General features: G+C 60.2%; 21 protein-coding genes. 19 read left to right on the top strand and 2 right to left on the bottom strand.

Features of this window, described 5'->3' with window-relative positions; translation table 11 throughout:
- From ACX1DW_RS09120 to ACX1DW_RS09095, 6 genes are read left to right on the top strand one after another with little or no spacing between them, the layout of a single operon-like run.
- Entirely contained in the window at nucleotides 1-2,793 is a 2,793-nt protein-coding gene (locus ACX1DW_RS09120) for a monovalent cation/H+ antiporter subunit A (RefSeq protein ID WP_458993266.1), read from the top strand.
- Nucleotides 2,793-3,122 (top strand): Na+/H+ antiporter subunit C, encoded by a 330-nt coding sequence (locus ACX1DW_RS09115; RefSeq protein WP_063543761.1) that lies wholly within the window; start codon nucleotides 2,793-2,795, stop codon nucleotides 3,120-3,122. The genes ACX1DW_RS09120 and ACX1DW_RS09115 overlap by 1 nt, the downstream gene beginning before the upstream one ends.
- Nucleotides 3,119-4,618, top strand: a complete 1,500-nt coding sequence (locus ACX1DW_RS09110) for a monovalent cation/H+ antiporter subunit D (protein ID WP_458993265.1) — start codon at nucleotides 3,119-3,121, stop codon at nucleotides 4,616-4,618. Before ACX1DW_RS09115 ends, ACX1DW_RS09110 begins: the two co-directional genes overlap by 4 nt.
- Nucleotides 4,615-5,115, top strand: coding sequence for a Na+/H+ antiporter subunit E (locus ACX1DW_RS09105; RefSeq protein WP_458993264.1), 501 nt, complete (start codon nucleotides 4,615-4,617; stop codon nucleotides 5,113-5,115). Before ACX1DW_RS09110 ends, ACX1DW_RS09105 begins: the two co-directional genes overlap by 4 nt.
- Entirely contained in the window at nucleotides 5,100-5,369 is a 270-nt protein-coding gene (locus ACX1DW_RS09100) for a K+/H+ antiporter subunit F (RefSeq protein ID WP_063543767.1), read from the top strand. The genes ACX1DW_RS09105 and ACX1DW_RS09100 overlap by 16 nt, the downstream gene beginning before the upstream one ends.
- A 9-nt stretch (nucleotides 5,370-5,378) precedes the next feature.
- A complete protein-coding gene (locus tag ACX1DW_RS09095) occupies nucleotides 5,379-5,708 on the top strand; it encodes a Na+/H+ antiporter subunit G (RefSeq protein WP_458993263.1) in 330 nt (109 codons plus the stop codon).
- Between the two features lie 45 nt (nucleotides 5,709-5,753).
- Here the strand turns inward: ACX1DW_RS09095 and ACX1DW_RS09090 are convergent, their stop codons facing one another.
- Nucleotides 5,754-8,456 (bottom strand): [protein-PII] uridylyltransferase, encoded by a 2,703-nt coding sequence (locus ACX1DW_RS09090; protein ID WP_458993262.1) that lies wholly within the window; start codon nucleotides 8,454-8,456, stop codon nucleotides 5,754-5,756.
- A 35-nt stretch (nucleotides 8,457-8,491) separates the two neighbouring features.
- Nucleotides 8,492-9,274 (bottom strand): type I methionyl aminopeptidase, encoded by a 783-nt coding sequence (gene map, locus ACX1DW_RS09085; RefSeq protein WP_110777623.1) that lies wholly within the window; start codon nucleotides 9,272-9,274, stop codon nucleotides 8,492-8,494.
- Between the two features lie 286 nt (nucleotides 9,275-9,560).
- Between map and rpsB the strand changes: the two genes are divergently transcribed.
- The 13 genes from rpsB (at nucleotide 9,561) to lpxA (ending at nucleotide 22,440) form a co-directional block, all read left to right on the top strand.
- Entirely contained in the window at nucleotides 9,561-10,301 is a 741-nt protein-coding gene (rpsB, locus tag ACX1DW_RS09080; protein ID WP_063543775.1) for a 30S ribosomal protein S2, read from the top strand.
- Nucleotides 10,302-10,428: 127 nt separating this feature from the next.
- Entirely contained in the window at nucleotides 10,429-11,292 is an 864-nt protein-coding gene (gene tsf / locus ACX1DW_RS09075) for a translation elongation factor Ts (RefSeq protein WP_102840846.1), read from the top strand.
- A 196-nt stretch (nucleotides 11,293-11,488) separates the two neighbouring features.
- A complete protein-coding gene (pyrH, locus tag ACX1DW_RS09070) occupies nucleotides 11,489-12,232 on the top strand; it encodes a UMP kinase (RefSeq protein ID WP_102840847.1) in 744 nt (247 codons plus the stop codon).
- Nucleotides 12,229-12,786: a ribosome recycling factor gene (frr, locus tag ACX1DW_RS09065; RefSeq protein WP_458993261.1), complete on the top strand. Its 558-nt coding sequence runs from the start codon at nucleotides 12,229-12,231 to the stop codon at nucleotides 12,784-12,786. The genes pyrH and frr overlap by 4 nt, the downstream gene beginning before the upstream one ends.
- Before the next feature lie 133 nt (nucleotides 12,787-12,919).
- Complete coding sequence (gene uppS / locus ACX1DW_RS09060) at nucleotides 12,920-13,681, top strand: polyprenyl diphosphate synthase (RefSeq protein WP_102840848.1); 762 nt, start codon at nucleotides 12,920-12,922, stop codon at nucleotides 13,679-13,681.
- On the top strand, nucleotides 13,675-14,490 hold the full coding sequence (locus ACX1DW_RS09055; RefSeq protein WP_458993260.1) for a phosphatidate cytidylyltransferase: 816 nt from the start codon (nucleotides 13,675-13,677) through the stop codon (nucleotides 14,488-14,490). Before uppS ends, ACX1DW_RS09055 begins: the two co-directional genes overlap by 7 nt.
- Nucleotides 14,487-15,677 (top strand): 1-deoxy-D-xylulose-5-phosphate reductoisomerase, encoded by a 1,191-nt coding sequence (ispC, locus tag ACX1DW_RS09050; protein ID WP_458993259.1) that lies wholly within the window; start codon nucleotides 14,487-14,489, stop codon nucleotides 15,675-15,677. The genes ACX1DW_RS09055 and ispC overlap by 4 nt, the downstream gene beginning before the upstream one ends.
- Nucleotides 15,678-15,738: 61 nt before the next feature.
- Nucleotides 15,739-17,091, top strand: coding sequence for an RIP metalloprotease RseP (gene rseP, locus ACX1DW_RS09045; protein WP_133455905.1), 1,353 nt, complete (start codon nucleotides 15,739-15,741; stop codon nucleotides 17,089-17,091).
- Nucleotides 17,092-17,160: 69 nt separating this feature from the next.
- The gene (gene bamA, locus ACX1DW_RS09040) at nucleotides 17,161-19,512 is read left to right on the top strand and encodes an outer membrane protein assembly factor BamA (protein WP_156244559.1); all 2,352 of its coding nucleotides are present in this window, start codon (nucleotides 17,161-17,163) and stop codon (nucleotides 19,510-19,512) included.
- 48 nt (nucleotides 19,513-19,560) lie between these two features.
- A complete protein-coding gene (locus tag ACX1DW_RS09035) occupies nucleotides 19,561-20,064 on the top strand; it encodes an OmpH/Skp family outer membrane protein (RefSeq protein ID WP_063544005.1) in 504 nt (167 codons plus the stop codon).
- A 1-nt stretch (nucleotide 20,065) separates the two neighbouring features.
- Nucleotides 20,066-21,124, top strand: a complete 1,059-nt coding sequence (gene lpxD, locus ACX1DW_RS09030; RefSeq protein ID WP_458993258.1) for a UDP-3-O-(3-hydroxymyristoyl)glucosamine N-acyltransferase — start codon at nucleotides 20,066-20,068, stop codon at nucleotides 21,122-21,124.
- 102 nt (nucleotides 21,125-21,226) lie between these two features.
- Nucleotides 21,227-21,667: a 3-hydroxyacyl-ACP dehydratase FabZ gene (fabZ, locus tag ACX1DW_RS09025; protein WP_063543795.1), complete on the top strand. Its 441-nt coding sequence runs from the start codon at nucleotides 21,227-21,229 to the stop codon at nucleotides 21,665-21,667.
- Nucleotides 21,664-22,440, top strand: coding sequence for an acyl-ACP--UDP-N-acetylglucosamine O-acyltransferase (gene lpxA, locus ACX1DW_RS09020; protein WP_063543797.1), 777 nt, complete (start codon nucleotides 21,664-21,666; stop codon nucleotides 22,438-22,440). The genes fabZ and lpxA overlap by 4 nt, the downstream gene beginning before the upstream one ends.
- Nucleotide 22,441: the final 1 nt, after the last annotated feature.

Raw genomic sequence — 22,441 nt, 5'->3', positions numbered from 1 at the left:
ATGGCGCTTGCGCTGATTATCGCTTTGCCATTCCTGGGCATCTGCCTGCCTCTGCTTCTGGAGCGTTTTGGTCGCTCCGCATGCGCCTTCGGCGCAGGTATCGCGCCGCTGACGGCGCTGATCCTCCTGCTTTCCAAGCGTGCCGATGTGTTTGCCGGTCAGACGGAAATCGTCCACTACAGCTGGCTGCCCGGGCTTGGGCTCAACCTCAGCCTGCGTCTCGATGGGTTGGGCTTTCTCTTTGCCTTGCTGATTCTCGGCATCGGCCTGCTGGTCATCCTCTACGCACGCTACTACCTGTCGAAGAAGGATCCGATGGGCCGCTTCTATGGCTTCTTCCTACTGTTCATGGGGGCCATGCTCGGCGTCGTGCTGTCAGAAAATCTGCTGCTGATGCTGATGTTCTGGGAGCTGACCAGCCTGTCGTCGTTTCTGCTGATCGGTTACTGGAGCCATCGGGCCGACGCCCGCCAGGGCGCACGCATGGCTCTGGCGATTACCGGTGGTGGCGGTCTGGCGCTGCTCGCTGGGGTCTTGCTGATTGGCTACATCGTCGGCAGCTTCGAGCTGACGACGATTCTGGCATCGGGCGATCTGATTCGCGGTAATTCCCTGTATCCGCTGACGCTGATTCTCGTCTTGCTCGGCGTATTCACCAAGTCGGCGCAGTTTCCTTTCCATTTCTGGTTACCGCAGGCAATGGCTGCGCCTACGCCTGTATCGGCCTTCCTGCATTCAGCGACGATGGTCAAGGCCGGGGTATTTCTTCTAGCAAGACTCTATCCGGCACTGGCGGAATCCGAATGGTGGTTCTATCTGGTGAGCATCACCGGGCTGGCGACCTTGTTGATCGGCGCTGTGATGGCGCTTTTCCAGCACGACCTGAAGGGACTGCTCGCCTATTCCACCATCAGTCACCTGGGCCTGATTACCTTGCTGTTCGGCCTCGATTCCCGCCTGGCGGCAGTGGCGGCAATCTTCCACATCATTAACCACGCCACATTCAAGGCCTCTCTGTTCATGGCCGCAGGAATCATCGATCACGAGACCGGCACGCGCGACATGCGACGTATCAACGGCATGTGGAAGTACATGCCGCATACGGCGGCACTCGCCATGGTGGCTTCTCTGGCGATGGCAGGTGTGCCGCTGCTCAATGGCTTCCTCAGCAAGGAAATGTTCTTCGCCGAGACACTCGATCAGCATCTGCTGGGCAGCTTCTATTGGGCGATTCCGGTGGTGGCAACGCTTGCGAGCGCCTTTTCCGTGGCGTATTCGCTGCGCTTCGTACACGACGTGTTTTTCAACGGCGAGCCCATCGACCTGCCCAAGTACCCGCCTCACGAGCCTGCACGCTACATGAAGATTCCCGTGGAGATCCTCGTGCTGCTCTGCCTGCTGGTCGGCATGCTGCCGGCTTTCACGGTAGGGCCGCTTCTGGCTGCGGCGGTGTCTGGCACGCTCAACGGTGTCGTGCCGGAGTACAGCCTGTCGATCTGGCACGGTTTCAATCTGCCTTTGGCGATGAGTTTTGTTGCGCTGGTCGGAGGCATCGTCATCTATTCACTGCGCAAGTGGGCATTCCGCTGGTACGAGGGACTCCCCTCGGTGGATTCGCTGGAAGTGTTCGAACGGGTAATGGGCGGGTTGACGCTCGGCGCTCGCCATCTGACCTGCCTGCTGGACAACGGCTCGCTGCAGCGCTACCTGGCTATGATGTTGTTCAGCACGTTGGTGCTGGTAGTGTTCGCGCTGACGCCTCTGGATACTCTGCACGGTCCGGTTCCCTTGACGCCGCTGGATGGCATCACTGTATTGGGCATGGCCATTCTGGCACTCACCTCGTTGTTGACCGTGCTGTTTCATCGCCGACGGCTGGTGGCGCTGATGGTACTCAGCGTGGTCGGGCTGATGGTGGCGCTGGGCTTTGCCCGCTATTCGGCGCCTGATCTGGCGCTCACTCAGCTGTCAGTCGAAGTGGTGACCATCATCCTGTTGATCCTCGCGCTGTTCTTCATGCCGGACCGTACCCCGGCCGAGTCGAGCAGCCTGCGTGGCTTTCGTGATTTCGTGCTGGCGGCGGGCTGCGGCACCATGGTTGCGCTGCTGGCCTATGCGGTGCTGACGCGGCCTTATGACAGCATTGCCTCGTTCTTTCTGGAAAACAGTGTGTCTGGCGGGGGCGGCACCAATGTGGTGAACGTCATTCTGGTCGATTTCCGCGGCTTCGATACCCTTGGCGAGATTGCTGTGCTGGCAATCGCGGGGGTCGGCATCTTCGGGCTGCTAAAGGGCTTGCGCCTGCCTCACCCGGTTCGCGATTACGGTGGTCGGCTCTGGTCCGTCGACAGGCACCCCATGGTGCTGGATCTCCTGGCCCGGGCGATGCTGCCGATGGCGCTGCTGATTTCGGTCTTCATCTTCCTGCGTGGGCACAACCTGCCTGGCGGCGGGTTCATCGCCGGTCTGATAACGGCGGTCGCATTGATCCTGCAGTACATCTCCCACGGAGTCAGCTGGGCGCAGGCGCGGCAACCCATCAGTTACCACAGGCTCTGCGGAGCAGGGCTGCTCATCGCCGGCCTGACCGGGCTGGGGAGTCTGGTGTTCGGCTATTCGTTCCTCACCTCGTCGTTCGGTCATTTCCATCTGCCCCTCGTCGGTGAGTTCGAGCTGGCCACGGCAATGCTGTTCGATCTGGGGGTTTATCTTGTGGTGGTGGGGGCGACGTTGCTGATCCTTTCCAATATTGGCCAGGTGAGCCAGGACGACTCGGACAGGGAGGTGCTGTAATGGAGGCGTTGTTCGCGATTACCCTGGGGGTCATGACAGCAAGCGGTGTCTATCTGCTTCTGCGTGCTCGCATCTTTCCCGTGGTGATGGGGCTGACGCTGATTTCTTATGCGGTCAACCTGTTCATTTTTTCAATGGGCCGGCTCGCTACCGGTGTTCCTGCGGTGATCGGCAGAAGTGCCGAGTATGGTGATCCCTTGCCCCAGGCGCTGGTGCTTACCGCGATCGTCATTGGCTTCGCCATGACCGCTTTTGTGGTGGTTCTGGCGCTGCGCAGTATTGGCGAGCTGCGGACCGATCATGTCGATGGTCAGGAGCCGCGCCAATGAATCATGCGCTGATTCTGCCGCTGCTGGTGCCGCTGTTTACCGGAGCCCTGTTGCTGTTCGCCCATTACTTAGGACGCTCGAGCAAACGCACCCTGTCGCTGCTTGCGACCTGGTCGTTGGTGCCTCTCGCGATCTGGCTGCTGGTGCTGGCGGACGACGGGCAACTGCGTGTCTATGCGCTGGGCAGCTGGCAGCCGCCGTTCGGCATCGTCCTCATGCTGGACCGCCTGAGCGCGCTGATGCTGCTGGTCACCGCAGTGCTCGCCGGTTTCGCCGTGCTTTATGCCTGCCGCGGTGATGACGAGCGAGGCCCCAACTTTCACGCGCTCTATCAGTTCCAGTTGCTCGGCATAAACGGGGCCTTCCTGACCGGGGATCTGTTCAACCTGTTCGTCTTCTTCGAAATCCTGCTGATTTCATCTTATGCCCTGTTGCTGCATGGGCACGGCCAGCGCAGGGTGCGCTCCGGCATGCACTATGTCGTGCTGAATTTGCTCGGGTCTTCGCTGTTCCTCATTGGTGTGAGCATGCTCTATGGGCTGCTCGGTACGCTGAACATGGCCGACCTGGCTGCGCGGGTAAGCGCCGCCGATCCCGCGGATGGGCCTCTGCTGGCTGCGGCTGGCTACCTGCTGTTGGTGGTGTTCGCGCTGAAGGGCGCGATCCTGCCGTTGTACTTCTGGTTGCCGCGCGCCTATGCCTCTGCGACCGCGCCGGTCGCCGCTCTGTTCGCCATCATGACCAAGGTTGGGTTGTACGCAATCGTGCGGGTCTTCACGCTCATTTTCGGTAACGAGGCGGGGGAGTTGAGCCACATGGTCGATGCCTGGCTCTGGCCGCTGGCGTTGCTGACGCTTGGTGCTGCGGTAGTCGGTGCACTGGCTGCGCGCAATCTGCAGGTGCTGCTCGCCTATCTGGTGGTCGTTTCGGTAGGTACATTGCTGGCCGGCATAGCGCTCGGCAGTGAGGCGGGCCTCGCGGCAGCGCTCTATTACCTTGTGCACAGCACCCTGATTGCCGGTGCGTTGTTCCTGCTTGCCGATCTGATTGCGCGTCAGCGCGGTGACCTGGGAACCGATCTGATTACAGCTCCTGCGCTGCAACAACCGCTGCTGCTCGGCACGCTGTTCTTCATCGGCGCGATTTCCGTGGCGGGCTTGCCGCCGTTCTCCGGTTTTCTCGGCAAGCTGATGCTGCTTCGCGCGATCGAGCCCGGCGCGGAAGCGGTAGCGCTGTGGGCGGTGGTTTTGGTTGGCGGGCTGGGTATGCTTATCGCACTGAGCCGGGCCGGCAGTCTGGTGTTCTGGCGGGCCAGCGCACTAGCCCAGGGGCACAAGGCGGATCCTGTACGCCTGCTGGCCACCACGGGACTGCTGCTCGGCAGTCTGGTCCTGGTTGCCGCGGCCGGGCCGCTGCAGACATTCATGCAGGCCACGGCTGCACAGCTGCTGGACCTCCGGCCTTATCTGCAGATCGTTCAGGGAGGTGCGGCATGAAGGCGCGCTGGTTGCCGAATCCGGCCCTGACCTTGTTGCTGACGCTGCTCTGGTTGCTGCTCAACAACACCCTGAGTTTCGGGCAGCTGTTGCTTGGACTGTTTCTCGGCTGGGCGATACCGTTGCTCGTGAGCGGTTTTCTCATCGAAGTGCCTCGCGTGCGCAAGCCTGTGAAGCTTGTGCTGTTCACGCTGAAAGTTCTTCGGGATATCGTGGTGGCCAACGTGCACGTCGCCAAGCTGGTGCTCGGGCCCCGAAAGAGCCTGCGGCCAGCGTTCGTCGAGATCCCGATGGCCATCGACAACGAATTCGCTCTGGCTACGCTGACGAGCATCATCTCGCTGACACCTGGGACGGTCTCCGCCTGCCTGAGTCCTGATCGCAAGATGCTCATGGTGCATGCCCTGGATGCACCGGACATCGATGCCCTGGTCGCCGAGGTCAAGCGCAACTATGAAGCCCCGCTGCTGGAGATTTTCGAATGCTCGCGTACGTGATTCCGTTCTGCCTGGCGGTGCTGGGACTGGCCGCCGTGCTGAACGTCGTCCGCCTGGTGCAGGGCCCGGACATGCCTGACCGGGTGCTCGCACTCGACACCCTTTATATCAACGCGCTGGCGCTGATCGTGCTGTTCGGCGTCTGGCTGGCCTCCGACCTGTTCTTCGAGGCTGCGCTGCTGATTGCCGTGATGGGTTTTGTCAGTACCGTGGCCGTGGGCAAACACCTGCTGCACGGCGACATCATCGACTGAGGAGGCGACATGCCATTCTGGATTGAAGCGCTGGTAAGTCTGTTCTTGGTCGTTGGCAGCCTGTTCGCTCTGATCGGTGCGATTGGCCTGTACCGGCTGCCGGATTTCTATACCCGTTTGCACGGGCCGACCAAGGCAACGACGCTCGGGGTTGGTGGCATCATCATCGCCTCGATGATCTTTTTCAGCAGCCACAACGACGGCCTGAGCGTGCACGAGCTGCTGATCACCCTGTTCCTGTTCCTGACCGCGCCGGTCAGTGCGCACATGCTAGCCAAGGCTGCCATGCAGCAGAAGCTGCCTGCTGTCGAGCAGACGCGCGGCAAGCCCTGGGACTGAGGCGCGACAAGCCCTGTTCCAGAGGGTCGGACGCGCGCCCCAGCCTCAGATGACGATGCTGCTCGGTGAGGGCTGTTGCTCGTTCTCCTGTTGCAGCTCCTTGACCAGCGCCTGTTGCAGGCGCAGGCAGAACTGCGGATCGGAAAGTGGCTGATTGTTCGCGTCGGTAACGAAGAACACGTCTTCCACGCGTTCGCCGAGGGTAGCGATCTTGGCGTTCTGCACGGACAAATCGAAATCGAGGAACAGCTGGCCGACGCGCGCCAGCAGGCCTGGCCGATCCGGGGCAATGATCTCGAGAATCGTCTGCGGCCGCTGAGTGTCGTTGTGGATGGTCACTTGCGGCGGGAAGGCGAAGTGCTTGAGCTGCCGAGGAACGCGCCGCTGGATGATGGTCAGGTAATCATCCGGGTTGCGCAGCGCGGCGATCAGACCTTTGCGGATTTCTTCGATGCGCTCCGGATTGTTGCCGATCGGGCTGCCGTCGGCCTCCAGCACGATATAGGTATCCAGGGTGAACTGGCTGCTGGACGTCAGGATGCGCGCGTCATGGATGTTCAGGTTCAACTGGTCCATGGCCGCCACGGTCACGGCAAAGAAATCATGCTGGTCCGGCGCGTAGATGAATATCTGCGTGCCACCCTCGAATTCGCGCTGGGTGGTCTCCTTGATCAACACCAGCGGACCGCCATCGGCAGGGTGTTCGATGATCGCATCGGTATGCCAGGCAACGTCGGTAGCGGTGTGGCGCAGGAAGTAGTCGTCGCCCAGTTGCGCCCAGAGCTGCTCGGCATCGTCCGGATCAGTGCCGTGGCGTACCAGATCGTCGAGTGCTGCGCGCTGCGTCTGGCGGATCTGTTCTTCGCGACCCAGCGGGTTTTCCAATCCACGTTTGAGTGCGCGCTTGGTCTCTGTGTACAGCTGGCGCAGCAGGCTGGCGCGCCAGGAATTCCATAGCGTCGGATTGGTGGCGTTGATGTCGGCAACAGTGAGCACATAGAGATAGTCCAGGTGCGTCTCGTCGCCAACCAGCTGAGCGAAATCGTTGATGATCTGTGGGTCCGACAGGTCCTTGCGCTGAGCCGTGGTGGACATTACCAGGTGGTTTTCCACCAGCCAGACCACCAGTCGGGTGTCCCACGCCGGGAGCTTGTGTCGGCTGCAGAACTGCTCGGCATCGACCGCCCCCAACTCGGAGTGGTCACCGCCGCGGCCCTTGGCAATATCGTGGTAGAGGCCGGCGATGTAGATCAGCTCAGGCTTGGGCAGGCGTTCGACCAGCTTGCTGGCTAGTGGGTACTTTTCTGCAACGCCTGGTTTGGTCAGCTTGCGCAAATATTTGATGACATTGAGCGTGTGCGCATCGACCGTGTAGATGTGGAAAAGGTCATGCTGCATCTGGCCGACGATATGGCCGAACTCGGGAAGGTAGCGGCCGAGAATACCGTAGCGATTCATGCGCCGCAGATTGCGGTGAATGCCTTCCTTGCACTTGAACAGCTCGATGAACAGGCTGGTGTTGCGCAGGTCCTCGCGGAAGCTGTCGTCAATCAGGTAGCGGTGGTCACGTAGCAGGCGGATCGTGTCGGAGCGCACACCCTGGATATCGGGATGCTGTGCCAGCATCACGAAGGTTTCCAGGATGGCGAATGGCGTACGCTTGAAGATCGCCGGGTTGCTGACTTCCAGATAACCGTCGCGGACCTGGAAGCGACTGTTCAACGGCACGATCGGCCCGGACTCACCTTCCCAGAGAATCACTTCGGCGAAATGCTGGCCGACCAGATCGCCCAGCTCGGCAATGCTCATGACCACCCGGTAGTACTTCTGCATGAAGCGTTCGATAGCCAGCTTGGCGTCGCTGTCCTCGTAGCCGAGCAGTGCGGCAAGACTGCGCTGGTGATCGAACAGCAGGCGGTCCTCTGCGCGTCCGGCGAGCATGTGCAGGCCGTAACGGACCTTCCAGAGAAACTCCTGCGCAGCGGTCATCAGGCTGTGTTCGCCTTCCGTGAGAAAGCCCTGATCCACCATGGCCTGCAGATTCAGCGTGCCGAACTCACGGCGTGCGATCCAGAGGATCGTCTGGATGTCGCGCAGTCCACCCGGGGAGCCCTTGACGTTGGGCTCCAGGTTGTACTCGGTGTTGTTGTACTTGGCGTGGCGTGCGCGCTGTTCTTCGCGCTTGGCCAGGAAGAACTCCTTGCTCGGCCACATTTGCTGAGGGCTGGTGACCTGGAGCATGGCCTGGCGCAGGCGTTCGGGCCCGGCGATCGTGCGGCTTTCCATCAGGTTGGTGAGGACCGTCAGATCGGCACGTGCTTCGTCGGCGCACTCGGCGACAGAGCGTACCGCCTGCCCGACTTCCAGGCCGATATCCCAGAGCAGCGTGAGAAAGCTTTCGATCGAATCACGGAAGACTTCCTGGTCGCTTTCGTCTAGCAGAATCAGCAGGTCAATGTCGGAATAGGGATGCAGCTCGCCCCGTCCGTAGCCGCCGACTGCAACCAGCGCGATATCGGTGCCCTTGTCCCATTCGAAGCGGTTCCATGCCGAGCACAGGATCTGATCGACGAACCAGGCCCGGTCCTGGATCAGCCGGCGGATGTCACGGCCGGCCCTGAAGCGCTCGTCGAGCACCTGGCGCGCCTGGCGGATCGCCTTCTTGTAGGCAGCGATGGGGCTGGCCTTGAGCGCCAGTTCCGCCTGGAACTGGCTACGATCGAACAGTTCCGGGTCGACCTGGGGCATACGGACATCCTCCGGTTGGGCTGCGGCTGCGGATTTCAGGCCGAGGTGCGGGCGATGGTGTCGTCGCTGCGCAGGGTAAAGATCTCGTAGCCATCGGCGGTCACCAGAATGGTGTGTTCCCACTGCGCCGAGAGCTTGCGGTCCTTGGTGATGGCGGTCCAGCCATCGCCGAGCAGGCGGGTTTCCGGACGCCCCTGGTTGATCATCGGCTCGATGGTGAAAGTCATGCCTTCCTTGAGTTCCAGACCGGTGCCGGCGCGCCCGTAATGAAGCACCTGCGGCTCTTCATGGAACACCTTGCCGATACCGTGACCACAATACTCGCGCACCACGGAGAAGCCGTTCTTCTCGGCATGCTTCTGGATCACCTCGCCGATGTCGCCGAGGCGGGCGCCGGGACGGACCAGTTCGATGCCTTTATATAGACACTCCTGAGTGATCTGGCAGAGGCGCTCGGCCCATTCCGGTACCTTGCCGACCAGGAACATCTTGCTGGTGTCGCCGTGGTAGCCGTCCTTGATAACGGTGATGTCGATGTTGAGGATGTCACCGTCCTTCAGGGGTTTGTCATTGGGAATGCCATGGCAGACGACATGGTTGATCGAAGTGCAGATCGACTTGGGGAAGCCCTTGTAGTTCAGCGGGGCGGGAATGGCCTGCTGGACGTTGACGATATGCTCGTGGCACAGGCGGTCGAGCTCCTCGGTAGTGACGCCCGGTTTGACGTGCTCGCCGATCATTTCGAGAACCTCGGCAGCGAGACGCCCGGCTACGCGCATCTTCTCGATATCTTCGGGCGTCTTGATTGTGACTGTCATGCAAACCTCTTGGTGCGCCCGCAGGCGAAGGCAATAAACGGAAAGCTGCGATGATAAACCAAAGCGCCCATGCCCTGCAGGTAAGGGCCGCTCAGGCAGCTGAGCGTGCGGCGGTTAGCCAAAGCAGTAGCCTGTCGGTGGTCTTTATGCTATAAAACGCGCCGCTCGACGGGGACACCCCGTTGCGCTTAACCCCACACACGTGTCGACACGGTATCCTGGGTGCTCGAAAGAGTTGGATATCGGGACGCGTGGAGGCCTAACCCGACTTATTCGAGGACTTATCATGTCTCAAGTCACCATGCGCGATATGCTGAAGGCCGGTGTGCACTTCGGCCACCAGACCCGTTACTGGAACCCGAAAATGGACAAATACATTTTCGGTGCGCGTAACAAGATCCACATCATCAACCTGGAAAAGACCCTGCCGATGTTCAACGACGCCCTGCGTTTCGTTGAGAAGCTGGCTGCAGGCAAGAACAAGATTCTGTTCGTCGGTACCAAGCGTTCCGCTGGCAAGATCGTTCGCGAAGAAGCTGCTCGTTGCGGCTCGCCGTATGTCGATCATCGCTGGTTGGGCGGCATGCTGACCAACTACAAGACCATCCGTGCTTCCATCAAGCGTCTGCGTGAGCTGGAATCCCAGTCTCAGGATGGTACTTTCGAGAAGCTGACCAAGAAAGAAGCGCTGATGCGCACCCGCGACCTCGAGAAGCTCGAGCGCAGCCTGGGCGGCATCAAGGACATGGGCGGCCTGCCGGACGCCATGTTCGTCATCGACGTCGACCACGAGCGCATCGCCATCTCCGAAGCCAACAAGCTGGGCATCCCGGTTATCGGCATCGTCGATACCAACAGCAGCCCGGAAGGCGTCGACTACATCATTCCTGGTAATGATGACGCCATCCGTGCCGTGCAACTCTACCTCGGCTCCATGGCTGATGCCGTTCTGCGCGGCCGTCAGAATGCAGCTGGCGGTGCTGACGAGTTCGTCGAGGAAGTGGCTTCCGAAGCGGCTCAGGGCTAAGTGCGGCGCATTGCAGCGTGACACCCGATGAACAAAAAGGGGGCTAGGCCCCCTTTTTGTCTCTTGCGAATTGATCACCCGTGCGAAGGGTGAGTGGTTTAGAAACCAAATTGAGAGGATTCCCAACATGGCAGAAATCACTGCAGCCTTGGTCAAAGAACTGCGCGAGCGTACCGGTCAGGGCATGATGGAGTGCAAGAAGGCTCTGGTTGCCGCCGGTGGTGACATCGAGAAGGCCATCGACGATATGCGTGCTTCCGGCGCCATCAAGGCTGCCAAGAAGTCGGGCAACATCGCTGCCGAAGGTTCGATCGCCGTTCGTGTCGAGGGTGGCCGCGGTGTGATCATCGAAGTCAACTCGCAGACCGACTTCCTGGCTCTGCAGGATGACTTCAAGGCCTTCGTCAAGGAAAGCCTGGACGAGGCTTTCGAGCAGAAGCTGACCGAAGTGGCTCCGCTGATCGCTTCTCGCGAATCCGCTCGTGAGGCGCTGGTCGCCAAGTGCGGCGAAAACGTCAACATCCGTCGCCTGACTGCCGTTGAAGGCGATGTGGTGGGCGCCTACCTGCATGGCCATCGCATCGGTGTGCTGGTGACTCTGAAAGGCGGTGACGCCGAGCTGGCCAAGGACATCGCTATGCACGTAGCCGCCAGCAACCCCGCCGTTCTGAGCCCTGCCGACGTTTCCGAAGAGTTGGTTGCCAAGGAAAAGGAAATCTTCCTGCAGCTGAACGCTGACAAGATCGCCGGCAAGCCTGAGAACATCGTCGAGAACATGATCAAGGGGCGCATCAACAAGTTCCTGGCCGAAGCCAGCCTGGTTGAGCAGCCGTTCGTCAAGGATCCGGAAGTCAAAGTTGGCGATCTGGCCAAGAAAGCCGGTGCCGAAATCGTATCCTTCGTTCGTTACGAAGTGGGCGAGGGCATCGAGAAGGCCGAGGTCGACTTCGCTGCCGAAGTTGCCGCTCAGGTGGCTGCAACCAAGAAGTAAGGACTGCTAGCCGGTTCCCGAAGAGGCTGCCCGCTCACGCGTGCGGCCTCTTTGTCGAATGGGGCGGCCGAAATTTTTTCGTCACGTTATATTCGTCGCTTGGCACCAACCGCTGGTTGCGCTGTCAAAGCGCAGATATTTTTTGGCCGGGTTCGGCCAGTCTTAGTCACACCACGCCGCAGGAGATAGAACGCCAATGGCTCAGCAGATGAGTGCACGCAACCCACGCTATAAACGCATTCTGCTCAAATTAAGCGGCGAGGCCTTGATGGGTTCCGAAGACTTCGGAATCGATCCCAAGGTGCTTGATCGCATGGCTCTGGAAGTCGGGCAGCTGGTGGGCATTGGTGTCGAGGTCGGCCTGGTGATCGGTGGGGGTAATCTGTTCCGTGGCGCGGCGCTTTCCGCAGCGGGAATGGATCGGGTTACCGGTGATCATATGGGCATGCTCGCAACGGTCATGAATGCGCTGGCCATGCGTGATGCGCTCGAGCGTTCGAATATCCCGGCGCTGGTCATGTCTGCCATTTCCATGGTCGGTGTCACCGACCATTACGACCGCCGCAAGGCCATGCGTCATCTCAAGAGCGGCGAAGTGGTGATCTTCTCTGCCGGAACCGGCAACCCGTTCTTCACCACTGATTCGGCGGCCTGCCTGCGCGCGATCGAAATCCAGGCGGATGTCGTGCTCAAGGCGACCAAGGTTGACGGCGTCTATACGGCTGATCCCTTCAAGGATCCGAACGCCGAGAAGTTCGCCGAGCTCACGTACGATGAAGTGCTCGATCGCAAGCTCGGGGTAATGGATCTGACCGCCATCTGCCTGTGCCGCGATCACAACATGCCGCTGCGTGTGTTCAACATGAACAAGCCCGGCGCCCTGCTCAATATTGTGCTGGGTGGCGCCGAAGGAACACTGATCGAGGAATCGAACGAATGATCAACGAGATCAAGCAAGACGCGCAGGAGCGCATGAAGAAAACCCTGGAATCGCTGGATCACGCCTTTGCCAAGATTCGCACCGGTAGGGCTCATCCCAGCATCCTCGATAGCGTCATGGTTTCCTATTACGGCGCCGATACGCCGTTGCGCCAGGTGGCCAACGTTGTGGCCGAGGATTCCCGCACGCTGGCGCTTACTGTGTTTGACAAGAGCATGATCCAGGCCGTCGAAAAGGCCATCATGACCTCTGATCTGGGCCTCAATCCGGCTACGGCGGGTACCACGATCCGTGTGCCGATGCCGGCTCTGACCGAAGAGACGCGCAGGGGTTACACCAAGCAGGCGCGGGCCGAAGCCGAGAATGCTCGTGTTGCGGTTCGCAACATCCGTCGCGATGCCATCGCTCAGCTGAAAGATCTGGTCAAGGAGAAGGAAATCAGCGAGGACGAGGAACGCCGTGGCCACGATGACGTCCAGAAGCTTACCGACAAGTACGTCGCAGAGATCGACAAGGCCCTCGAGGCCAAAGAAAGCGATCTGATGGCTGTTTGACCGCTATTGGATAGTTGCCGCCGTGGCCGCAGTCGACTTCGGTCGCTGTGGGCGGCGGCAGCGGTGCCTGGAAGCTGTTGCTGGCAGCTTTTTCTTTTGTTTGCAGCGTGTTCTAGCGCAAGTAGAGTTGTTCATGGAAAAGGTCAGGCAGATTGCCGGGCGGAAAATTCCCCGTCACGTAGCGATCATCATGGATGGCAACAACCGCTGGGCGAAGAGGCGCCTGCTGCCTGGTGTAGCCGGGCACAAGGCGGGCGTCGATGCTGTTCGAGCGGTGATCGAGGTCTGCGCCGATTCCGGTGTCGAGGTGCTGACACTGTTCGCCTTCTCCAGCGAGAACTGGCAGCGTCCGGCCGACGAGGTTGGCGCGTTGATGGAGCTGTTCCTTTCTGCCTTGCGTCGCGAGGCGCGCAAGCTTGACGAGAACGGCATTCGGCTTCGCATCATCGGAGACCGCACTCGTTTCCATCCAGAACTGCAGGCGGCAATGCTCGAAGTCGAGGAAATGACTGCAGCCAATCACCGCTTCGTGCTCCAGGTGGCCGCCAATTACGGTGGTCAGTGGGACATCCTGCAGGCGGCTCAGCATCTTGCCAGCGAGGCTCAGTCCGGGCGGCTGAACCCTGCCGAAATCACCCCAGCCTTGTTTCAAAGCTATCTGGCGACGGGGGACATGCCTTTGCCGGATCTTTGCATCCGAACCGGCGGCGAACGGCGCATCAGTAATTTTCTGTTGTGGCAGCTGGCTTACGCGGAGCTGTATTTCTCCGATCTTTACTGGCCGGACTTCAAGCACGTCGCCATGCGTAAGGCTCTCGCGGATTTCGCTACACGACAGCGGCGCTTTGGCAAGACCGGCGAACAGGTCGAAAGCGAGGTCAAGGTCGAATGCTGAAGCAGCGCATCATCACCGCAGCGATACTTCTGCCTGTTGCGATCGTAGGTTTCTTTCTTCTCCAAGGACTCGCCTTCGCGCTTTTCATCGGCCTCGTTGTGGTCTTGGGGGCGTGGGAGTGGGCCCGGCTGGCTGGTTTTGCCGGTCAGGGGTTACGGGTCGGATACGCGCTGTTGGTGGCACTGCTGCTTGGTGTGCTCTACCAGTTTCCATCGTTGGCGCCCTGGATGCTGGCCCTGGCTGTGCTCTGGTGGCTGGTCGCAACCTATCTGGTGCTGACCTACCCGGAGAGCAGTCGCCTGTGGGGCGGTCGTGGCGGCAGCCTGCTGATCGGCCTGGCGGTGCTTTTGCCGTCCTGGCAGGGTCTTGTGGTGCTCAAGCAATGGCAACTGGGCAATTGGCTGATTCTGGCAGTGATGATTCTGGTATGGGTGGCGGATATCGGCGCCTATTTCTCTGGCAAGGCTTTCGGCAGGCGCAAGCTGGCGCCGAAGGTGAGCCCTGGCAAGAGCTGGGAGGGGCTGGTTGGCGGGCTGCTGACCAGCTTGCTCGTCACGCTCGCGGTCGGTGTGTATCGCGGTTGGACGGCTCGCGAACTGGTTCTAGCTCTGCTCGGCGCCGCACTTGTGGTATCGATATCGGTCGTCGGTGATCTGACTGAGAGCATGTTCAAGCGCAGTGCCGGCATCAAGGACAGCAGCCAGCTGCTGCCGGGGCACGGCGGCGTGATGGATCGTATCGACAGCCTCACCGCTGCGATCCCGGTGTTCGCTGTGCTGTTGTGGCTAGCAGGTTGGGGCGCGCTGTGAATCGACCGTTACAGGTAACCGTTCTTGGCGCTACTGGTTCGATCGGTCTCAGCACGCTGGATGTCATTGCGCGTCACCCGGATCGTTACGCTGTCTTCGCACTCACCGGTTTCAGCCGTCTTGCCGAGCTGAGGGCGCTCTGTCTTGTCCATCGTCCGCGCTTCGCGGTGGCTGCTGACGAGGCCCAGGCCAGAGCTCTGCAGCAGCAGCTGCGCGAAGATGGTCTGACGACTCAGGTCATGAGTGGCGAGGGCGGTCTGAGCGAGGTCGCAGCACATCCCGAGACGGACGTGGTCATGGCCGCCATCGTGGGTGCTGCGGGCCTGAAGCCGACGCTGGCCGCAGTACAGTCCGGTAAGCGGGTGCTGCTCGCCAACAAGGAGGCGCTGGTGATGTCCGGTGCCCTGTTCATGCGGGCGTTGCGCGACAGTGGGGCCGTGCTGTTACCCATCGATAGCGAGCACAACGCGATCTTCCAGTGTCTGCCGTCCGCCTATTCCCAAGGGCTCGGTTCGGTTGGCGTACGACGTATCCTGCTGACTGCGTCCGGTGGGCCCTTCCGCGAGTTTGCGCCGGAGCGGCTTATCGATGTGACGCCGGAACAGGCTTGTGCCCACCCCAACTGGTCGATGGGACGCAAGATATCGGTGGACTCGGCCAGCATGATGAACAAGGGGCTCGAGCTGATCGAAGCCTGCTGGTTGTTCGACGCTCACCCGAGTCAGGTCGAGGTAGTGATTCATCCGCAGAGTGTCATCCATTCCATGGTCGATTACGTCGATGGCTCGGTACTGGCGCAGCTGGGAAATCCGGATATGCGTACCCCGATCGCACATGCGCTTGCATGGCCGGAGCGGATCGAGTCCGGAGTCTCGGCATTGGACCTCCTGCAGATCGGTCGGCTCGACTTCCAGGCGCCGGACGATTCGCGGTTTCCTTGCCTGCAGCTGGCTCGTCAGTCAGCTGAAAACGGTGGTACCGCACCCGCGATGCTGAATGCGGCGAACGAAGTGGCGGTCGAGGCGTTTCTCAATCGACGCATCCGTTTCACCGAGATCGCGAGTATCATCGACGACGTATTGAGCCGTGAGGCGCCAGTGGCCGTAGGCTGCCTCGAAGATGTGTTGGCGGCTGACAGATGTGCACGGGAACGTGCTGGACAGTGGCTCGACCGCAACGGGCGATAGGGGTCTGCTGGCCTGCGGCCGGCAGCGATATCAGCACCAGACCCACCCCCGGAGGATAGTTATGGGCGCGCTTTACATGATCATTGGTACCCTCGTGGCGCTCGGGGTGTTGGTCACTTTCCACGAGTTTGGGCATTTCTGGGTTGCGCGTCGTTGCGGTGTAAAGGTGCTGCGATTTTCCGTCGGCTTTGGCAGCCCGCTGTTCCGCTGGCATGACCGTCAGGGCACCGAGTTCGTCATCGCTGCGATACCCCTGGGTGGCTACGTCAAGATGCTGGACGAGCGCGAGGGGGACGTGCCGCCGGCGCTGATCGACAGCGCGTTTAACCGAAAGAGCGTCCGTCAGCGGTTTGCCATCGTGTCCGCAGGTCCGCTCGCCAATTTCCTCCTGGCTCTGGTGTTCTTCTGGCTGCTGGCCATGCTTGGTAGCGAGCAGATTCGTCCAGTTATCGGCGCGGTCGAGCCGGGCAGTCTCGCTGCTCAGGCCGGGTTGTCCGCTGACCAGGAAATCGTTGCGGTCAACGGTAAGCCGGTTAGCGGTTGGGGTGAGGTCAATCTGCAGCTGGTGAGGCGCCTGGGGGAGAGCGGGCAGCTCGACGTTACGGTGCGTGATGTGGGCGGCTCCAGCGAGAGACATCTGCAGATTTCCCTGCAGAACTGGTTGAAGGGGGTCGAGGAGCCCGATCCCATAACCTCGCTCGGTATCAGGCCATGGCGGCCGCAGATTGTCCCGGTGATCGCGCAGCTGGACCCAGAGGGGCCGGCGCAGGCAGCGGGAATCCGTCTCGGTGATCGTCTGCTCAGCCTGAATCAGCAGCCTCTGGATGACTGGCAGCAGGTCATCGATGCAGTAAGGACTCTGCCTGGCGAGCCAGTTTCGTTGCAGGTCGAGCGGCAAGGGCAGCGCTTGGATGTATCGCTAACACTGGCCACCCGCGGCGAGGGCGAAGTGCGGCGCGGTTATCTTGGAGCTGGCGTCGAGGGAGGGGAGTGGCCAGCTGAAATGTTGCGCGAGGTCAGCTTCGGCCCGCTCGAAGCGGTGGCTGAAGGTGTCAGACGCACCTGGACCATGAGTCTGCTGACGCTCGATTCACTGAAGAAAATGCTGTTCGGGGAGCTGTCGGTAAAAAACTTGAGCGGCCCGATAACCATTGCTAAAGTGGCGGGCGCTTCTGCCCAGTCCGGTCTGGGGGATTTCCTCAATTTCCTCGCCTACCTGAGCATTAGTCTGGGGGTTCTCAATCTATTGCCTATCCCGGTGCTCGACGGCGGGCATCTGCTCTTCTATCTCGTTGAGTGGGTGCGTGGTCGTCCATTGTCGGAGCGGGTGCAGGGATGGGGAGTACAGATCGGCATCAGCCTGGTGGTTGGCGTGATGCTGCTTGCGTTGGTCAACGACCTTGGCCGTCTGTAACGCCGAATCCATAGTGTCGCCGTGCCCAATTGCCGGTTCATTCATCAGGTTTGAATAAGAAAGGACTTCATGAAACGTCTGCTGCTACCTGCGGTTATCTCCGCATTGATGATCGCCGAAGTTCACGCTGAGTCCTTCACTATCTCCGATATCCGCGTCAATGGTCTGCAACGGGTTTCTGCCGGCAGCGTCTTTGGTGCGCTGCCGTTGAATGTGGGTGAGGCTGCAGACGACAGCCGTCTCGTTGAAGCGACCCGCGCGCTCTTTCGTACCGGCTTCTTTCAGGATATCCAGCTTGGTCGTGACGGCGACGTGCTGGTCATCAGCGTAGTCGAGCGCCCATCTATTTCGGCGATCGAGATCGAGGGCAACAAGGCGATCAAGACCGAGGATCTGCTGTCTGGGCTGCAGCAGTCAGGGCTCGCCGAGGGCGAGATTTTCCAGCGTGCGACGCTCGAAGGCGTGCGCAACGAACTGCAGCGCCAATATGTCGCTCAGGGTCGTTATTCGGCCACCATCGAAACCGAAGTGGTCGCCCAGCCGCGCAATCGTGTCGCGCTGAAAATCAAGATCAATGAGGGCTCGGTCGCGGCCATCAAGCACATCAACGTTGTCGGTAACTCGGTGTTTCCGGACGAGGATCTGGTCGACCTGTTCGAGCTCAAGACCACCAACTGGCTTTCCTTCTTCCGCAACGACGACAAGTATGCCCGCGAGAAACTGTCCGGCGATCTGGAACGCTTGCGTTCCTATTACCTGGACCGTGGCTACATCAACATGGATATCACCTCGACCCAGGTATCCATCACGCCGGACAAGAAGCACGTCTATGTGACGGTCAATATCGACGAAGGTGAGCGTTACACGGTCCGCGACGTCAAGCTCAGTGGCGATCTCAAGGTTCCGCAGGAAGAGATCGAGGCGCTATTGCTGGCAAAGGAAGGGCAGGTATTCTCCCGCAAGGTGATGACGTCCACTTCCGAACTCATCACGCGGCGGCTGGGTAACGAGGGCTATACCTTCGCCAACGTGAATGGCGTTCCGGAAGCCCATGACGAAGACAATACTGTCTCGATCACCTTCGTGGTCGATCCGGGCAAGCGCGCGTACGTCAATCGCATCAACTTCCGTGGCAACACCAAAACCGAAGACGAAGTGCTGCGTCGCGAGATGCGCCAGATGGAAGGTGGCTGGGCGTCGACCTATCTGATCGATCAATCCAAGACTCGCCTCGAGCGCCTGGGTTTCTTCAAGGAGGTTAACGTCGAAACGCCGCAGGTGCCTGGCACCGACGACCAGATCGACGTGAACTACAGCGTCGAGGAACAGCCGTCCGGCTCGATCATGGCCAGTATCGGCTTCGCGCAGAACGCCGGCCTGATCCTTGGTGGCTCGATCAGTCAGAACAACTTCCTCGGTACCGGTAACCGTGTTTCGCTGGGCTTGACCCGCAGCGAGTACCAGTCGCGCTACAACTTCGGCTTCGTTGACCCCTACTGGACCGAAGACGGCGTCAGCCTGGGCTACAACGCTTTCTACCGCACCACCGACTACGATGAGCTGGACTACGACGTATCCAGCTATTCGGTGGACAGCCTGGGTGGCGGTATCAATATCGGCTATCCGATCAGCGAAACATCGCGCCTGTCCTTCGGCCTTACATTGCAGCAGGATGATCTGGACACCGGTCGTTATACGGTGGACGAGATCTTCACGTTCATGGAAGAGGAGGGCGATAGCTTCCTCAACTTCAAGGCATCGGCCGGCTGGTCGGAATCGACCCTCAATCGCGGCGTGCTGGCCACACGTGGTCACTCGCAGAGCCTGGTTTTCGAAACGACCATCCCCGGAAGCGATCTGTCGTTCTATAAGCTCGACTACAACGGCCAGCTGTTCGTGCCGATGACCAAGGACTATACCCTGCGCATGCACACCCGCCTCGGGTATGGCGATGCCTACGGCTCGACCTCAAGCCTGCCGTTCTACGAGCATTATTACGCGGGTGGTTTCAATTCCGTCCGAGGTTTCGAAGATAGCAGTCTTGGCCCGCGCAGTACTCCGAGCGACGGTTCGCGGCCTGGCACCATTGCCGACCCGGACCAGGACCCGTTGCCGTTCGGTGGTAACGTGCTGATTCAGGGTGGTCTTGAAGTGCTGTTCCCGATGCCGTTCGTCAAGGATCAGCGTTCGCTGCGTACTTCCGTGTTCTGGGATGTGGGTAATGTCTACAACACCAATTGTCCTTCGGAATCGAAGAACTGCAGCGATATCGACTTTGGTGACATGGCCAGTTCGGTGGGCGTTGGGCTGACCTGGATCACCGCGATGGGTCCGCTGAGCTTCAGTCTGGCGATGCCGGTGGTCAAGCCGGACGAGGCCGACACCCAGGTATTCCAGTTCTCGCTGGGACAAACGTTCTAACATTGGGGCGCCATGCTTCAGTGCTTTCTTTCAGGAGTGGTGTTTACCGTGCGTAAGTTGACTCAACTGTTTCTCGTCGTTGCCGCGCTGGTAGCGACTCCCGCGTTTGCCGAAATGAAGATTGCCGTCATGAACTATCAGATGGCACTGCTCGAGTCCGACGCGGCCAAGCGCTATGCGGTCGATGCCGAGAAGAAGTTCGGCCCCCAGCTGAGCAAACTCAAGTCGCTCGAAAGCGATGCCAAGCGTATCCAGGACCGTCTGGTCAAGGATGGCGACAAGATGCAGCAGGCCGAGCGCGAGCGTCTGGAACTCGAATTCAAGCAGAAGGCTCGTGACTTCCAGTTCCAGTCCAAGGAGCTGAACGAGGCCAAGGCCGTGGCTGACCGCGACATGCTCAAGCAGCTCAAGCCGAAGCTGGACCAGGCTGTCGAAGAGGTGATCAAGAAGGGCAATTACGATCTCGTGTTCGAGCGCGGTGCCGTGGTGGATGTCAAACCGCAGTTCGATATCACCCGCCAGGTCATCGAGCGCATGAATCAGCTGCGCTGATATGGTCGGTGCAGTTTTCGCGCTCGGTCAGCTGGCCGAGGTGTTGGGTGGCAGTCTGCGCGGCGACGCTGCGCAGGTCATCGATGGCTTGGCGACGCTGCAGGAGGCGGGGCCAACGCAGCTGAGCTTCCTCGCCAATGCCCAGTACCGCAAGTATCTGTCGACCAGCCGCGCCGCAGCGGTATTGCTGTCAGCTGAGGATGCCGGGAGTTTCGGTGGTTCGGCGATCGTCGTCAGTGACCCCTATCTTGCCTACGCACGTGCTTCCCATCTGTTCGAGACGCGTCCGGCTGTCCGCGCTGGGGTCCATCCCACGGCAATAGTGGCCGATGATGCAGATGTCGATGCGTCTGCCAGCGTCGGCGCTTATGTGGTGATCGAATCCGGCGCGGTCATCGAAAAGGATGTGGTGATCGGTGCGCAGTCATTCATCGGCGCACGCTGCCGCATTGGCGAGGGTGGACGCCTTGCGCCGCGGGTCACGCTGTACCACGACGTTCTGATCGGCAAGCGTGTCGTCATTCAATCGGGTGCGGTGATCGGCGGCGAGGGGTTCGGTTTCGCCAAGGAAAAAGGTGCCTGGCAGAAGATCGCTCAGATCGGCGGCGTGCGTATTGGGGATGACGTCGAGATCGGTTCCAACACTACGATCGACCGCGGTGCGCTCTCCGATACCCTGATTGGCAACGGCGTAAAGCTCGACAACCAGATCATGATCGCGCACAACGTGCAGGTTGGTGATAACACCGCCATGGCGGGTTGTGCGGGGATTTCAGGCAGCACCAAGATCGGGCGCAACTGCATGATCGCCGGTGGCGTCGGCATGGTCGGCCACATCGAGGTTTGCGACAACGTGTTCGTCACCGGTATGACGATGGTCACTCGTTCAATCACCGAGCCCGGCAGCTATTCATCGGGCACTGCGATGCAGAGCGCGGCCGATTGGAGAAAGAGTGCCGCGCGTATTCGTCAGCTGGACGACATGGCTCGCCGGCTGCAGCAGCTGGAGAAAAGCCTGGCAGCCGTGACTCAGGATCTGAATCCGACTTCTGATGCCTGAGCTTACCGTCTGATCCGGTTTTTTTCGGGGTGCTGTCTGTGAATGCTGGCGCGAGCTTTCGGCGCAGGCGGCCCTTTACTTTCTTACAGGCGCTTTCCTGACATGATGGACATCAACGAGATTCGCGAATATTTGCCTCACCGTTACCCCTTCCTGCTGGTGGACCGGGTGACGGAGATGGATATCGAGGCCAAGCGCGTTCGCGCCTACAAGAACGTCACCATCAACGAGCCGTTCTTCAACGGTCACTTCCCGCAGCATCCGATCATGCCGGGCGTGCTGATCATCGAGGCGATGGCCCAGGCGGCTGGCTTGCTGGGGTTCAAGATGATGGGCGTCAAGCCATCCGATGGCACGCTTTACTATTTCGTCGGTTCTGACAAGCTGCGTTTCCGCCAGCCGGTTCGTCCAGGTGACCAACTGGTTCTCGAGGCGGCCTTCCTGAGCAACAAGCGCGGCATCTGGAAGTTCGATTGTCGCGCTACCGTCGATGGCAAGCCGGTCTGCTCGGCTGAAATCATCTGCGCGGAACAGGAAATATGAGTTTGATCGACCCTCGCGCCATTATCGATCCCGCGGCTCGGCTGGCGGATGACGTCCAGGTAGGGCCCTGGTCGATCATCGGCCCGGATGTCGAAATTGGCGAGGGTACGGTGATCGCGTCGCACGTGGTCATCAAGGGACCGACCCGCATCGGTCGCAACAATCGCATCTATCAGTTCTCCTCGGTCGGCGAAGACACTCCTGATCTCAAATACAAGGGCGAACCGACGCGGTTGGTGATCGGGGATAACAACGTGATTCGCGAGGGTGTCACCATCCATCGCGGCACCGTGCAGGATCGTTCCGAAACCACCATCGGTGATCACAACCTGATCATGGCCTATGCGCACATCGGCCACGACAGCGTCATCGCCAATCATTGCATCCTGGTCAACAACACCGCGCTGGCCGGGCACGTGCACGTTGGGGATTGGGCGATTCTTTCCGGCTACACCCTGGTACATCAGTTCTGCCATATCGGTGCGCACAGTTTTTCCGGTATGGGGACGGCGATTGGCAAGGATGTGCCGGCATTCGTCACCGTGTTCGGAAATCCGGCCGAGGCGCGCAGCATGAACTTCGAGGGCATGCGTCGTCGCGGCTTCAGCGCCGAAGCCGTGCATGCCTTGCGCAATGCGTACAAGGTCGTTTACCGCAAAGGCTTGACGGTCGAGGCAGCGCTCAGCGAACTGGCCGAGAGTGCAGCGGCATTCCCCGAGGTCGCGATTTTCCGCGACTCGATCCAGGCTTCGACTCGTGGCATCACCCGCTGAA

The sequence above is a fragment of the Stutzerimonas sp. KH-1 genome, from assembly GCF_054483855.1.
Note: the sequence above shows the minus strand (reverse complement) of the source record. Positions and strands in the feature narration are given on the sequence as shown.